Below are 14,236 nucleotides of genomic sequence, written 5' to 3'. Positions count from 1 at the left end.
CGCCTCAAACGCCGGCGGGGCTGGAAAGATGGGGGGGGGGCCCCCCCCCCCCCCCGGGGCGCCCCCCCCCCCCCCCCCCCGGGGGGGCGCCCCCCCCCCCCCCCCGGCCCGGGGGGGGGGGGGGGGGGGGGGGGGGCCCCCCGCCCCCCCCGCGGCGGCGGTGACGTTCGGCGTCTCGGCGCCTGTCAGCCCGGTTCGTGCGAGGAGAGCGTGCTCACCTCACGGGACGTCAACTCGCGGTCGTAGACATGCACATCGGCGATGTCACCGTTCCAGTAGTCGGTGGCCTTCCCGCCGAACTTGCCGCGTCCGATCATCACGCTGCCCGTGGGCTTGACGCCGCTGGAAGCGACCCTGGTTCCAGCGGGCTTGCCATCCACGTAGATCCGCATCCGGTGGTCCTTCTGACTGTACGTGCCGGTCAGGTGGTACCAGCGGTCGGGCCGCGGTGCCTCGGACGACTCGGCGACGGTACGGGCGCCGGGGAAACTGAAGGCGAAGTTCTGGTCCTGGCCGGAGTACTGGAGGAAGAACGCGCTGTTCTTGTCGCCGTCCTGGGACAGCGCCGTGTGCATGCCCTTCAGGTCCCGGTCGGTGAGGCGCACGCGCGCGGCGACGGAGTAGTCCTTGCCCGCGGTGTCGAGGCGGGTGTTGGTGTTGGCGTATCCGCTGGTGCCGTTGAGCTGGAGGGCGCCGCCCTCGGGGCCTTCGGTCCACTTCACGCCGTCGCCGAACACGGCGTCGTGCTCACCGACCTTCGCGGTGCCAGACCGGTGCAGCGGCCACCATCCGAGGCCGTCGAGGGACTCGGCGGTGGCGCTCGGGCTCGACGACGCGGCGGGTTTCTCGTCGGCCTGCGCCTTCTCCGAGCCCTGGCCGCTGCGCACCATCTGGAAGGCGACGAAGCCCAGGGCGACGGCCAATACGGCGATCGTGGTGATAAGCGCCCATCTGCGCGTCATGAATTTCCTCAGGGGTACGGCATAAATGTGTCTCCGATGATCACGTACCGGAGACGAGAATGGTTCAACATGCACGCAACCTTCACGTGACGCCACCTCGGCGTCATGTGGCACCGCTTGGCACCACTTGGCACCGCTTGGCGCCATAACACTTGCGCGTGGCGCCATAGTGGTGCCACTATGACGTCATGGACCTCACGCCCTACGTCGACAACCTGCACCGCGAACTCGCGGTGGCCGCCGAAGCCGGCGGGGACGAAGCACGCGAGCTGGCCGAGCGGCTCACCGCTCCGCTGGAGTCGGCCACCCGGCTCACGATGCTCAACGTGCTCTCCGCCGCCATGGACGAGATCACCCGCGACCTGGCGCCCGGTTCGGTCGACGTACGGCTGCGGGGGCTCGACCCCGAGTTCGTGGTGACACCCCAGCCGCGCGACACCCCGGCAGCACCCGCCGAGCCCCTTCAGGCACCCGCCGTGTCGCCCGTACCCGAGGCCGACGAAGGCGGCACCGCCCGCGTCAACCTGCGCCTGCCGGCCCACCTCAAGGCCCGCGCCGAGGAGGCCGCGAGCCGCGAGGGCCTCTCGGTCAACGCGTGGCTGGTGCGCGCCGTCTCCGCCTCGGTCGACGGCGGCGCGGCACCCCGCACACCGGAGAAGAGCCGCACCGTCGGACAGAGCTTCACGGGCTGGGTGCGCTAACCGCACCCCTGCCCCCAGCAGAACGGCACACCACGTCCCACCAGCGGGGACGCCCCATCGAGCCAGGAGGACGGGACAGCCATGCCTACTTACGAGACCCCCGAGGCCATTTCGGTCAACGCCCATGTGGGCGCCGGTTCCATCCAGTTCACCGCGAGCGATCGCCCCGACACCGTCGTCGAGGTGCGGCCCGGCAACCCGAAGCGCGGCAAGGACGTCAAGGCCGCCGAGCAGACGGAGGTCTCGTACGCGGGCGGTGTCCTCACCGTCAGGACGACGGAGCGCCGCATGATCGGCCCCAGCGGGATCGTGAACGTCACGGTCGAGTTGCCCACCGGCTCGGCCGTCGACCTCACCGGCTCCTGGACCCACGTGACCGGCGAGGGCCGGCTCGGCAAGGTCGACGTGAAGACCTCGGGCGGCGACTTCCGCCTCGACACCACGGGGCCGCTGCGCCTCAAGTCGGCGCACGGATCCATCCGCGTGGACCGGGTCGAGGGCATGGCCGAGATCACCGCCAGCTCCAGCAACGTACGGGTCGGCCTCGTCGACGGTCACGCTGTACTGAAGAACGCGCACGGCACCACGATGGTCGACGCCGTGACCGGCGATCTGCGGGTGAACGGCGCGCACGGGGACATCGAGATCGGCCGCGCCGAGAGCTCGGTCGCCGCCACCACCGCGCACGGCGCCCTGCGGGTGCTCGACGTCGCTCGCGGCGCCATCCAGCTGGAGACCAACTTCGGCGCCATCGAGGTCGGCATCCGCGAGGGCACCGCCGCCTGGCTCGACGCCGACGCCGACAACGGCCTGGTCCGCAACACCCTCACCGCGTCCGACGCACCCTCGGAGTCCGAGGATTCCGTCAAGGTCCGCGCCCGCACCAAGTGGGGCAACATCGACATTCGCCGCGCCAAAGTCTGAGCCCATCAAGCCCCGCCGGCGTTTGAGGCGCGGGGCCCGGGGCGGAGCCCCGAGACCGTAACGCCGGTACGCGCCACGGCACTTCACCGACATCCAGCACCCCGCTCCCTCACACCGGAGGGCCCCATGCCTTCACCTGTCATGTCCACACCCATCCCCCGCGGCAGCGGACACGTCCCGCTCGCCGTCTCCACCGTCGGCCTGCGCAAGTCCTACGGCGACAAGACCGTGCTCGACGGCATCGACCTGAGCATCCCCGCCGGCTCCGTCTTCGCCCTCCTCGGGCCGAACGGCGCCGGGAAGACGACGACCGTAAGAATCCTGTCCACACTCGTCGACGCCGACGGCGGCCAGGCGCAGGTGGCCGGGCACGACGTCGCCGGGTCGCCGGACGGGGTCCGCGCCGCGATCGGTGTCACCGGACAGTTCGCCGCGCTCGACAACATGCTCACCGCAGAGGAGAACCTGCTCCTCATGGCCGACCTGCTGCGGCTCGGCAAGCGCGAGGGCAAGGCGCGGGCCAAGGAACTCCTCGAACGGTTCGGCATCGCGGATGTCGCCGGCAATCGCGCGGCCACCTTCTCCGGCGGCATGCGGCGCCGCCTCGACCTCGCCATGACGCTCGTCGGCGACCCGGAGGTGATCTTCCTCGACGAGCCGACGACCGGGCTCGACCCGCGCAGCCGCCGCACCATGTGGGAGACCGTGCGGACCCTGGTCGCCGGCGGCGTCACCGTCTTCCTGACCACCCAATACCTGGAAGAGGCCGACCAGTTGGCCGACCGGATCGCCGTGCTCGACGGTGGCCGGATCGTCGCCGAGGGCACCGCCGACGAGCTCAAGGCGCAGATCCCCGGCAGCCATGTGCGGCTTCGGTTCAACGACTGGGCCGAGTACGAGCGGGCGGCCGAGGCCTTCCCCGGTTCGGCCCGTGACGACCAGGAGCTCGCGCTGCGGATCGCGGGCGACGGCGATCTGGCCGCTCTGCGCACCCTGTTCGACCGGCTGGACGCCACCGGCGTCCAGGCCGCCGACTTCTCCGTGCACACCCCCGACCTCGACGACGTGTTCCTCGCCCTGACCGGCGACGGCACCGACGCCAACCCGCTGCACGTCAAGGAGACCCTGCGATGAGTACCGCTACGAGCACCCTCACGTACGCCGTGCACGATTCGATGACGATGACGCGGCGCAACATCAAGCACGCCCTGCGCTATCCGATGGTCTCGCTCGGCGCGTCCATGATGCCGATCCTGATGCTGGTGCTCTTCGTGTTCGCCTTCGGGGACTCGATGTCGGGGGGCGCGGGCCGGGACGCGTATCTGGAGTATCTGACGCCCGGGATCGTGATCATGGGCGTCGCGGCCGGGGCCATGTCGACCTCGATCGCGGTCTGCCAGGACATGACCGAGGGCATCATCAACCGCTTCCGCACCATGAACATCACGCGCTCGTCGTTCATGACCGGCCATGTCATCGGCAGCGTCCTCACGACGATGGTGAGCCTGGTGCTCGTCGTGGCCGTGGCCATCGCGCTCGGCTTCCGGCCCGACGCGAACCCGGTCGAGTGGCTGGCCGCGGCGGGGCTGCTCGTCGCGATCACGTTCGCGATCACCTGGCTGGCCGCGGCGCTCGGACTGAAGTCCAAGACGGTCGAGTCGGCGAGCAACAAGCCGCTGCTCATCCAGTTCCTGCCGTTCCTCGGCTCCGCGTTCGTGCCGGCCGAGTCGATGGCGCCGGGTCTGCGCTGGTTCGCCGAGCACCAGCCGTTCACGCCGATGACCGAGACGCTGCGCGGGCTGCTCACCGGTTCCGCGATCGGGAACGACGGGTGGATCTCGCTCGCCTGGTGCGCCGCGATCACCGTCGTCGGCTACGTCTGGTCGCGCAAGCTGTACAACGTCAACACCGAGCGCTGACCGGGCGGTTGACACAGTGGGGGCTCCGCGCCGGAGCCCCCACTTCCACGTGCCCTCAGGTCCCCGATTCGCCGCGCGCGAACGCCACCGTCAAGTCCCTTACCAGTGCGTTCCGTTCATACTCGTCCAGCTCCACGAGGCCACGTCCCGTCAGCCGTTCGAGCGTGTCCTCCACCGAGTCGACGACGCCGGCGAGCACGCCCGCCCGCTGCCGCGCGTCGAGCGCCGCGATCCGGCGGCGGTGCATCGCGTCGGCGACCTCCGGCGCGTACTCGATGCGCGTCGGGCGCACCGCGAGCACCTCGACGCCGATCGCCGCGCACTCCTCGGTCAGCACCTGGGCGAGCTCGGCGCCGACGGCCTCCGGGTCGCGCAGGGTCGGCGCGGATTCGTGGAAGGCACCGGGCGGCAGCCGCGAGAACACCCGGGCGAACGCCGCCTCGATCTGTCCGCGCAGATACGCGTCGTGGTCCTGCACGGCGAACAGGGCCCGCGCGGTGTCCCGCACCCGCCACACCACCAGGGTCTCGACGCGCAGCGCCATCCCGTCCGCGTCGACCGCGGGCAGCGGCTCGCCGCGCCAGTGCCGCAGCCGTACGTCGACCCGGCGGCGCAGCACGAGCGGGTTGACCCAGCGCAGGCCTGTACGCCGCACGGTCCCCCGGTAGCGGCCGAAGAGGCTCAGCCCGAGCGCGTCCCCCGACCTGCACCGGGTCAGGCCGCCGAAGGCCAGGACGGCGAGCACCCCGCAGCCCGCGACGCCCGCGCCCCGCGCCGCTTGGACGGCGTCGTCGCCGCGCGCCGGAGCGCCGGGCCCGAGGAAGTCGGTGACCGTGTCCGGGATCCAGCCGAGCAGCCGGCACCCGTACAGCGCGCCCGCGAGCGCCAGCACCCCTGCCGCCGCGCCCAGCCAGCCGGGCAGCGACCACCCCGCCCGCTCGACGACCTCGTCACGCTGCCCCATCGGCCCTCCCGAACTTCCGTGAACACGACCTCGCCACACTCACGTTATGCGGTAATAGGCCAGAAATGCCGGAATTCAAGGCCGCCATGGCCGTACGTCACCGGGGTCGCGGCCTCAGCCGCCGTAGAGCTCCTCGATCTCCCGCTCGTACGTGGCCGTGACGGCCTGCCGCTTGATCTTCAGGGAGGGCGTGAGCAGCCCGTTCTCCTCGGTGAACTCGCCTTCCACCAGCGTGAATTTGCGTATCGACTCGGCGCGCGAGACGGCCTCGTTGGCATAGTCGACGGCCTTTTGGACGTCCTCGACGATCCGCGGGTCGCGGATCACCTCGGACATCGGGGTGTCGGCGGGCATCTTGCGGACGCTCAGCCAGTGCGCGACGGACTCCGGCTCCAGGGTGATCACGGCACCCACGTACGAGCGGTTGTCGCCGACGACGATGCACTGGCCGATGGGCGAGCGGCTGCGCAGCCGGTCCTCCAGGACGGCGGGCGAGACGTTCTTGCCGCCGCTGGTGACGAGGATGTCTTTCTTGCGTCCGGTGATCCGCAGATAGCCGTCGCCGTCCAGCTCCCCCAGGTCGCCGGTCGCGAACCACCCTTCCTCGTCGAGGACTTGATCGGTCGCGGCCTGGTTGTTCCAGTACGCGCCGAAGACGATGCCGCCCTTGATGAGCACCTCGCCGTCGTCCGCGATCCGGATGGCGCTGCCGGGCACGGGCAGGCCCACGGTGCCGGGGCGGGGCTTCAGGGGCGGGGTGATCGTGGCGGCGGCCGTGGTCTCCGTGAGGCCGTAGCCCTCGTAGATCATGACCCCGGCGGCGTAGAAGAACAGATTCAGATTGCGGTCCAGCGGCGAGCCGCCGCTGATCGCGTAGCGGAGCCGGCCGCCGAGTTCCTTGCGTACGCGCCGATAGACGAGCAGGTCGTAGAGCCCGGCGGCGAGGGTCAGACCGAACCCCGGGCCCTTGCCCCCGTCCAGGAAGCGCTCCAGGTGGGCCTCGGCGAATCGCACCGCGATCCGGTCGGCGCGGTCGAAGGACGAGCCGCGCCCGAGCTTCTCGGCCGTCGCGCGCCCGGTGTCGTGGATCTTCTCGAAGAGATACGGCACGCCGACCACGAACGTCGGCCGGAACGAACGGAGTTCGGGCCGCAGCTCGTCGGGCTTGATGCTCGGGCAGTGCCCGAGCTCGATCCGGGCGAGCATGCACGCGACCTGGATCGTCCGCCCCAGGATGTGCGCGAGGGGCAGGAACAGCAGCGTCGACGCGGACTGCCCGGTGATCGCCTTGAAGATGGGGTGCAGCAGTTCGACGGTGTTCGCGGCCTCGGCGTACAGATTGCCGTGCGTGAGGACGCAGCCCTTGGGCCGCCCCGTCGTGCCGGAGGTGTAGCAGACGGTCGCGATGGTGTCGGGGGTGAGCGCGGCCCGCCGCTTGACGACCTCGTCATCGGCCACGGCGGCGCCCAGGGCGGCGAGTTCGAGCACGGCGCCGCCGTCGAGCTGACGGATGCCGGGCCGGTCGGCCTCGGGCAGGGCGGCGACGGCCTCCTCGGCCGCGGCGGCGTTCTCCGGGGTCTCGACGATCAGCATCGTCGCGCCGGAGTCCCGCACGATCCACTCGATCTGCTCGGGCGCGGACGTCGCGTAGATGGGCACGGTCTGACCACCGGCGGCCCAGATCGCGAAGTCGAGCACCTGCCACTCGTAGCGGGTGCGCGACATCAGGGCGACGCGGCCGCCCGGTTCGAGGCCCGCCGCGATCAACCCCTTGGCGGTGGCGGTCACCTCACGGGCGAACGCGACGGCGGTGACCGGCCGCCACTGATCACCCTCCTTCCGCCGTACGACGACGGCGTTCGGCTCTTCCTCGGCGTTGACGAACGGGATGTCGGCGGGCGTGGACCCGTCCTTCGGCGGCTCGGCGAGCGCCGCGACGCGCGCCTCGCGCACGGCCCCGTGCTCGCCCCTGACCAGTTCGACCTTGACGCGGTCGGCCAGGTCGCCGCGGGTCCCGGCCCGCTTCAGATCCTTGCGTACGCCCATGACGGCTCCCGTGTGCGCGGCTGCCCGACTCCTACTTACTCGTACTTACTGGGGAGTCAACTTACCTACGCGTAATAAAAATTCAATGGCCGGGTACGAATCGGTACCGAGGGCCGGGTACGAATCGACACCGACCAACAGCCCCACAGGGGCGCCCGCGAGCGACTACGGGGCCCAGACCTCGCCGTCGAGCACGTCCCGCATCCCCACCCACACCATGTTCATCAGGCGCAGCGTGATGCCCTCCGGGGACTGGCCGGGGTTGCGCTCCATCCAGTCGGTGAGCGAGTCGGCGGCGCCCACGAGAGCGTGCGCGACGAAGTCGGCGTCCTCATCGCCCAGTTGGGAGCCGCGGCCACTGTCGGAGATGCCGTCCCTGATGAGTCCGGCCACCTCGGCCATGACCGCGCGCCGCGCGTCGGCCACGGCCGCGGCGATCGCCTCGCTCAGCTCGGACGCCTGCCGGTGCAGCACGACCCAGCTGTCGCGGTGCTCGGCGACGAACGCGAAGAACGCCGAGAGCCCGGCGTGCAGCCGCAGTTCGGGCGCGGCCCCCGCACCCCGCGCGGCCTCCTGGAAGGCGCCGACGAGCCGCCCGGCCTCCCTCCGCAGACACGCGAGGAAGAGCCCCTCCTTGGATTCCAGATACAGGTACACCATCGGCTTGGAGATACCGGCGAGTTCGGCGATCTCGTCCACGGACGCGGCGTGGTAGCCGCGCCTGGCGAAGACCCGCACACCCACGTCGATGATCTGCTGCTCGCGCATCTGGCGCGGCATGCGCTTCCTGCGCGCCGCCGTACGCCCTTGAGCCGCTCCCGATGTGCCCGTCACCCTTGCCAGCCTATCTACGTCGCCGTAACCTTACCAATCAGTAAACTTACTAAGCGGTAAGTTCGCAATAAGGAACGCGCGACAAGGAACAACGCGCCGAGGAACAAGGAGAGTGGGTCCATGAGCGGTGCCGAGGAGATCGCGGCGCTCGACTTCGCGAGCGTCACGCCCGAGGAGTTCGCGCGGATCGTGAAGGGGCTCTCCGCGAAGGAGATCGGCCGGATCGCGCAGGACGAGGAGTTGCGCACCCGCGTCCTCAAGGAGGTCTTCGGGCGCATGGAGCGGCAGTTCAAGCCCGACGTCGCGGGCTCGCTCGAAGCGCTCATCCGCTGGAAGGTCACCGGCCAGGACGAGGTCCCCGAGGTGGTCTACGAGACAAGGATCTCGAAGGGCACCTGCACGGTCACCGAGGGCCGCTCGGACGCGGAGCCGCGCGTCACGCTCATCATGGGCGACGCCGACTTCCTCAAGCTGGTCTCGGGCAACTCCTCGCCCGTCACGATGTTCATGATGCGCAAGGTGAAGATCGCGGGCGATGTGGCGCTCGCCTCCGGCCTGACCCGCTACTTCGATATTCCCAAGGCGTGATGGCGCTGTGCCCTTCTCTCTGGAACTGACCGAAGAACAGACCGACTTGCGCGATTGGGTGCACGGTTTCGCCGCCGACGTCGTCCGCCCGGCGGCCGCCGAGTGGGACGAACGCGAGGAGACCCCCTGGCCGGTGATCCAGGAGGCCGCGAAGATCGGCCTCTACGGATTCGAGTCCCTCGCCGAGATGTTCGGCGACCCGAGCGGCATCTCCCTCCAGATAGCCAACGAGGAGTTGTTCTGGGGCGACGCCGGCATCGGCATGGCCCTCTTCGGCACCTCGCTCGCGGTCGCCGGGATCTTCTCCTCCGGCACGCCCGACCAGCTCGCCGAGTGGGTGCCGCAGTGCTACGGCGACGAGGACGACCCCAAGGTGGCCGCCTTCTGCGTGTCCGAGCCGCAGGCGGGCTCGGACGTCGCCGCGATGCGCACGCGCGCCCGCTACGACGGGGCGAAGGACGAATGGGTCCTGTCCGGCCAGAAGGCCTGGATCACCAACGGCGGCATCGCGAACGTGCACGTCGTCGTCGCCTCCGTCGACCCGGAGCTCGGCTCGCGCGGACAGGCGGCGTTCATCGTGCCGCCGGGGACGCCGGGCCTCGAAGGCGCGAAGAAGATAAGGAAGTTGGGCCTACGGGCCTCCCACACGGCCGATGTCTTCCTCGACGACGTCCGCGTACCGGGACACTGCCTGCTCGGCGGCAAGGAGAAGCTGGACGCGCGCCTCGCACGGGCCCGTGAGGGAACGCGCTCGTCCGGCGGGCGGGGCCAGGCCGCGATGTCGACCTTCGAGGTCAGCCGCCCGACGGTGGGCGCGCAGGCGCTCGGGATCGCGCGCGCCGCGTACGAGTACGCGCTCGACTACGCGGGCGAGCGGGAGGCGTTCGGCCGCCCCATCGTCGAGAACCAGGCGATCGCGTTCGCCCTCGCCGACCTGCGCACGGAGATCGAGGCGTGCCGCCTCCTCATCTGGCAGGCGTCCTGGATGGCCCGCAACGACAAGGTCTTCGACGCGGGCCAGGGTTCGATGTCCAAGCTCCGCGCGGGCGAACTCGCGGTGACGGCCTCCGAGAAGGCGATCCAGGTCCTCGGCGGCGCCGGCTACAGCCGGGAGCACCCGGTGGAGCGGATGTACCGCGACGCGAAGATCTACACCATCTTCGAGGGCACGAGCGAGATCCAGCGCCTCGTGATCGCACGAGCCATTTCCGGGCGCCAGATCCGCTGAGAGGCTTTCCAGCCCCGTCGGCGAGGCTTTCCCAGTCTCGCCGGCGTTTGAGGCGCGGGGCGCGGGCAATTCAAGCCCCGCCGGCGTTCGAGGCGCGAGGTCCGGGCAATTCAAGCCCCGCCGGCGATTGAGGCGCGGGGTCCGGGGCGGAGCCCCGCGACCGCAACGCCGGTGCGGCAGCAGGAACGGGCCTACGACACCACGTCCTTGCGCGCGAACCCACGGAACGCCAGCGCGAACAGCACCACCGCGTACGCCACGGACACCGACGCCCCCTGGATCATCCCGCCCCATTCGGGCTGCGCCTGAATCGCGTCCGCCCAGGCGAACTGCCAGTGCGCGGGCAGGAAGTCGCGCCAGTCCCCGAGCGCGGTGACCGCGTCGAGGACATTGCCGACGATGGTCAGGAAGACCGCGCCGCCGACCGCGCCCAGCGGGTTGTCCGTCTTCGTGGACAGCCAGAACGCGAGCCCCGCCGTGACCAGTTGGGACACGAAGATGAACGCGACGACCAGCAGCAGCCGCTGCACCGCCGTGCCCGCCGGCAGCGCCCCGCCGGTCGGTATGTCCAGCGGACCCCAGCCGTACGCCACCGCGCCGACCCCGAGCGCGACCAGCGGGAGCAGCAGCATCGCGGCGAGGCTGAGCCCGAACGCGACGGCCAGCTTGGACCACAGCAGGCGGGCCCGCGGCACCGGCGCGGCCAGCAGATAGCGCAGGCTCGACCAGTTCGCCTCGGAGGCGACGGTGTCGCCGAAGAACAGGGCCACCGGGACGACCAGCAGGAACCCGGCGGACACGAACAGGCTCACCGCCGCGAAGTTCGCCGCCGACGCGGTGGCGGTGTCCATCAGGTTCACGCGCTGGCCGCCGTCGCCTCCGCCGGCACCCGGCTCCCCGCCGATCGCGAACGCGGCGACGAGCACGAACGGGAGCAGTGCCAGGACCGCGCCCATCACGAGCGTGCGCCGCCGCTTCACCTGCCGTACGAGCTCCACGCGCAGCGGGAGGGTGCGGGCAGGGCGGTAGCCGTGGGCGAGTTGGGTGCGTTCGGGCGCGCCCTGCGCTTCGGTGCCCGCTCCGGTCGTCGTCATGCCGGGGTCCCTCCGATCAGGGTCAGGAACGCGTCCTCAAGGCGCCGGTGCGGGCCGAGGGAGCGCACCGGTACGTCGAGCCGCACCAGCTCCGCGACGAGGCGGGCGGCCGGGTCGGAACCGGTGGCCGGGTCGGGGTCGAGGTCGGGTTCCGGTATGAGGCGGACGAGCAGGCCGTCGTCGACCCGCACCACCGATGCCACGTCCGCGAGTCCGCCCACCTTCTCCACGAGCGCGTCGGAGACCTCGCCCGCGACGCCGACGAGCAGCGTGTCGCCGGAGCCGACGATGTCCGCGACGGGGCCCGCCTGGACGAGCCGGCCGCGGTCCATCACCACGAGGTGCGTGCAGGTCTGCTCGACCTCGGCGAGGAGGTGGCTGGAGACGATGACCGTGCGTCCTTCGCGCGCGTAGCGGATCATCACCTCGCGCATCTCGCGGATCTGCGGCGGGTCGAGACCGTTCGTCGGCTCGTCGAGGATGAGCAGGTCCGGGAGGCCGAGCATGGCCTGGGCGATCGCGAGGCGCTGGCGCATGCCCTGCGAGTACGTGCGCACCGCGCGGGCGAGGGCGTCGCCGAGGCCCGCGATCTCCAGGGCCTCGTCGAGGTGCGCGTCCCCGGCCGGGCGGCCGGTCGCCTTCCAGTACAGCTCCAGGTTCTCCCGGCCGGACAGGTGCGGCAGGAAGCCCGCGCCCTCGACGAAGGCACCGACCCTGGACAGCACGGGGGAGCCCGGCCTGATCGCGTGGCCGAAGACCCGGATCCCGCCCTCGTCGGGCCGGATGAGGCCCATGAGCATGCGCAGCGTCGTGGTCTTGCCCGCGCCGTTCGGACCGAGGAGGCCGAGGACCTGGCCCTGCTCGACGCGGAAGGACAGGTCGCGCACCGCGTACCGGTCCGTGGAGCCCGCGTACTTCTTACTGAGGTCCGTGATCTGGAGCGGGACCTCGGCGAGCGCCGGGTCGGGCGCGGGCGCCGTCGTCCGGCGCCGGGCCGTGAGGAGCAGCGCCGCCGCGACGGCGAGCGCCCCGGCCGGCAGCCACCACACCCATGCGGGCAGCGGCGTGGCCGCCGTCTTCACGTCGGGGGCGGTGGGCACGCTCAGGCTGTCGTGCACGGATACCCGGTACGTCGCGGGCTCGTTCGGCGACGCGTAGCCGAGGTCGGTCGCGGAGAGTACGAGCCGCAGCTTGTGGCACTTCTGCACGTCGTGGTCGATGGCCGGGAGCGTGATCCTCACGTCCTTGCCCGCGCCGTCCGCACCGGTCACCTTGACCGGCGTCACCAGCTGCGAGGGCAGCACCTGACGCGTCCCGTCGGGCCCGGAGTCGTACACCTTCGCGAACAGCACGGCCGTGCCGGTGGAGGACTTCACGTGCGCGGTGACCGTCGGGGAGCCGGTGATGCGCACCGGCTTCTTCAGCGGCGCCGAGTCGAAGCGCGCGAACTGGCCGGGGTACTCGAGGGAGAAGCCGACGCCCAGCGACGTCGACAGGTTCGACACCTTGCCGAGGCCCGGCACCGAGGAGATCGACGGCGGTCCGCCGCCCGGCGGGTTCTGGAAGGTCTCGGTGGCCGACTTCAGCGGCACCGCCGTGCGCCGCTCGCCGCGCAGGCCCGGGTACAGGTCGCCGCTCGCGCCGCGCAGTGTGGCCGCGCCGTCCGTGGAGTCGACGCCGCCGGTGCGGGTGACGCGGAACGCGGGGCCCGTGTCGACGTTCTCGTCCTTCAGGTAGCGGTCGAACCAGGACGTCACGCGCGCGTGGAGCCGGTCGAGCTCCATGTCGCCGCCGTCGTGCCCGCCGTTCAGCCAGTCCACCTGGACCGGCGCGCCGTTCGCCTTCACGTGGCGCGCTATCTCGTCGGCCTGCCCGAGGGGGAAGAGCGAGTCCGTCTGGCCCTGGGCGATGAACGTGGGGACCTTGATGCGGTCGCCTACGGCGGACGGGCTGCGCTCCTCCAGGAGCTTGCGGGCCGCGGCGTCCGGCTTCCCGGAGACGGCGACGCGCTGGTACATGTCGCACAGCTTCTTCTCGAAGCGGCCGCAGGCGAGCCCGGCCTCGCTGGTGCGCGTGCCGAGCTGCGCGGATCCGGAGGTGAAGAAGGCGCCGGCCCACAGCTTCTTGAAGACCCCGTCGGGGAACAGCGCGTCCGCGAGGTTCCAGTACGTGATCTGCGGGGCGATCGCGTCGACCCGCTTGTCGTGGCCCGCCGCGAGCAGCGAGACCGCTCCGCCGTACGAGGCTCCGGTGACGCCCACGCGCGGGTCGCCCGGCTTGTCGAGCTCCACCTCGGGACGGGTCGCGAGCCAGTCGATCATGCGGGAGACGTCGGCGACCTCGTGCTTCGGGTCGTTCAGGCCGATCTTGCCGCCGGACCTGCCGAAGCCGCGGGACGACCAGGTCATGACCGCGTACCCGTGGGCGGCGAGCTTCTGCGCCTCGGCGCGGACGTCGGCCTTGCTGCCGCCGAAGCCGTGCGTGAGCAGGATCGCGGGCCGCTTGTGGGACGGGTCACCCGAGGTGAAGTACGAGGTGTCGATGCGCACCCCGCCGCCCATCGGCATCATCCGGTCCTGCCGGTGTACGGCGGATGCTTCGTCGGAGCCCGATGCCGCGGTGGCCGAGAGGCCCGTCCACGTACCCGCTCCCGCGAGCACCACGAGGGTGGCCGCGACGGCGATCCACCGTCGCGGCCATCCGCGGACCCGTTCGCGCCACGCGCGCCGTCGAAAAGACATGCGTCAACGGTAGGCGCCACCGCTGACAACCACCGCATCCGGTGGTCGGAGGCCGTCGACCTCCCTGCGGCGTACGGTGCGCTCGCCGCGTACCGCATCCGTGGTACGGCCGCCCGCGCGGCTCGTCCGCCCCCACGCCACGGGGCTCCGCCCCGGACCCCGCTGCTCAATCGCCGCAGGGGCTGGAAAGATCGGGGCTCCGCCCCGGACCCCGCGCCTCAAACGCCGGCGGGGC

General features: G+C 71.3%; 12 protein-coding genes. 6 read left to right on the top strand and 6 right to left on the bottom strand.

The genetic code is table 11. The features are described from left to right. Nucleotides 1-185: 185 nt before the first annotated feature. On the bottom strand, nucleotides 186-962 hold the full coding sequence (locus ACIRHA_RS41415) for a LamG domain-containing protein (RefSeq protein WP_403856758.1): 777 nt from the start codon (nucleotides 960-962) through the stop codon (nucleotides 186-188). A 188-nt stretch (nucleotides 963-1,150) separates the two neighbouring features. Between ACIRHA_RS41415 and ACIRHA_RS41410 the strand changes: the two genes are divergently transcribed. From ACIRHA_RS41410 to ACIRHA_RS41395, 4 genes are all read left to right on the top strand, one after another. Next, nucleotides 1,151-1,663, top strand: coding sequence for a toxin-antitoxin system HicB family antitoxin (locus ACIRHA_RS41410; protein ID WP_403856755.1), 513 nt, complete (start codon nucleotides 1,151-1,153; stop codon nucleotides 1,661-1,663). 81 nt (nucleotides 1,664-1,744) lie between these two features. After that, complete coding sequence (locus ACIRHA_RS41405) at nucleotides 1,745-2,587, top strand: DUF4097 family beta strand repeat-containing protein (protein WP_403856752.1); 843 nt, start codon at nucleotides 1,745-1,747, stop codon at nucleotides 2,585-2,587. Nucleotides 2,588-2,713: 126 nt separating this feature from the next. After that, nucleotides 2,714-3,721: an ATP-binding cassette domain-containing protein gene (locus ACIRHA_RS41400; protein ID WP_403856749.1), complete on the top strand. Its 1,008-nt coding sequence runs from the start codon at nucleotides 2,714-2,716 to the stop codon at nucleotides 3,719-3,721. Continuing rightward, complete coding sequence (locus tag ACIRHA_RS41395; protein WP_403856746.1) at nucleotides 3,718-4,506, top strand: ABC transporter permease; 789 nt, start codon at nucleotides 3,718-3,720, stop codon at nucleotides 4,504-4,506. Before ACIRHA_RS41400 ends, ACIRHA_RS41395 begins: the two co-directional genes overlap by 4 nt. Nucleotides 4,507-4,561: 55 nt before the next feature. On the opposite strand, the gene ACIRHA_RS41390 is transcribed toward ACIRHA_RS41395, so the two are convergent. The 3 genes from ACIRHA_RS41390 to ACIRHA_RS41380 all read right to left on the bottom strand — a co-directional run bounded on the left by ACIRHA_RS41390 (nucleotide 4,562) and on the right by ACIRHA_RS41380 (nucleotide 8,296). Then, complete coding sequence (locus tag ACIRHA_RS41390) at nucleotides 4,562-5,470, bottom strand: SPFH domain-containing protein (RefSeq protein WP_403856743.1); 909 nt, start codon at nucleotides 5,468-5,470, stop codon at nucleotides 4,562-4,564. A gap of 114 nt (nucleotides 5,471-5,584) precedes the next feature. Continuing rightward, complete coding sequence (locus ACIRHA_RS41385) at nucleotides 5,585-7,516, bottom strand: AMP-dependent synthetase/ligase (protein WP_403856741.1); 1,932 nt, start codon at nucleotides 7,514-7,516, stop codon at nucleotides 5,585-5,587. Between the two features lie 165 nt (nucleotides 7,517-7,681). After that, complete coding sequence (locus tag ACIRHA_RS41380; RefSeq protein ID WP_403856944.1) at nucleotides 7,682-8,296, bottom strand: TetR/AcrR family transcriptional regulator; 615 nt, start codon at nucleotides 8,294-8,296, stop codon at nucleotides 7,682-7,684. Between the two features lie 174 nt (nucleotides 8,297-8,470). Here ACIRHA_RS41380 and ACIRHA_RS41375 point away from each other — a divergent pair, with 174 nt between their 5' ends. Both ACIRHA_RS41375 and ACIRHA_RS41370 read left to right on the top strand, forming a co-directional pair. Further along, nucleotides 8,471-8,938: an SCP2 sterol-binding domain-containing protein gene (locus ACIRHA_RS41375; RefSeq protein WP_403856739.1), complete on the top strand. Its 468-nt coding sequence runs from the start codon at nucleotides 8,471-8,473 to the stop codon at nucleotides 8,936-8,938. Nucleotides 8,939-8,945: 7 nt separating this feature from the next. Next, nucleotides 8,946-10,166: an acyl-CoA dehydrogenase family protein gene (locus ACIRHA_RS41370; RefSeq protein WP_403856737.1), complete on the top strand. Its 1,221-nt coding sequence runs from the start codon at nucleotides 8,946-8,948 to the stop codon at nucleotides 10,164-10,166. A 191-nt stretch (nucleotides 10,167-10,357) separates the two neighbouring features. Here the strand turns inward: ACIRHA_RS41370 and ACIRHA_RS41365 are convergent, their stop codons facing one another. Together ACIRHA_RS41365 and ACIRHA_RS41360 are read right to left on the bottom strand one after the other, a co-directional pair. Then, entirely contained in the window at nucleotides 10,358-11,260 is a 903-nt protein-coding gene (locus ACIRHA_RS41365; RefSeq protein WP_403856735.1) for an ABC transporter permease, read from the bottom strand. Continuing rightward, nucleotides 11,257-14,001, bottom strand: coding sequence for an alpha/beta fold hydrolase (locus ACIRHA_RS41360; protein WP_403856733.1), 2,745 nt, complete (start codon nucleotides 13,999-14,001; stop codon nucleotides 11,257-11,259). The genes ACIRHA_RS41365 and ACIRHA_RS41360 overlap by 4 nt, the downstream gene beginning before the upstream one ends. Between the last annotated feature and the right edge of the window lie 235 nt (nucleotides 14,002-14,236).

The organism is Streptomyces sp. NPDC102360 (assembly GCF_044766085.1).
Classification (GTDB): Bacteria; Actinomycetota; Actinomycetes; order Streptomycetales; family Streptomycetaceae; genus Streptomyces.
Note: the sequence above shows the minus strand (reverse complement) of the source record. Positions and strands in the feature narration are given on the sequence as shown.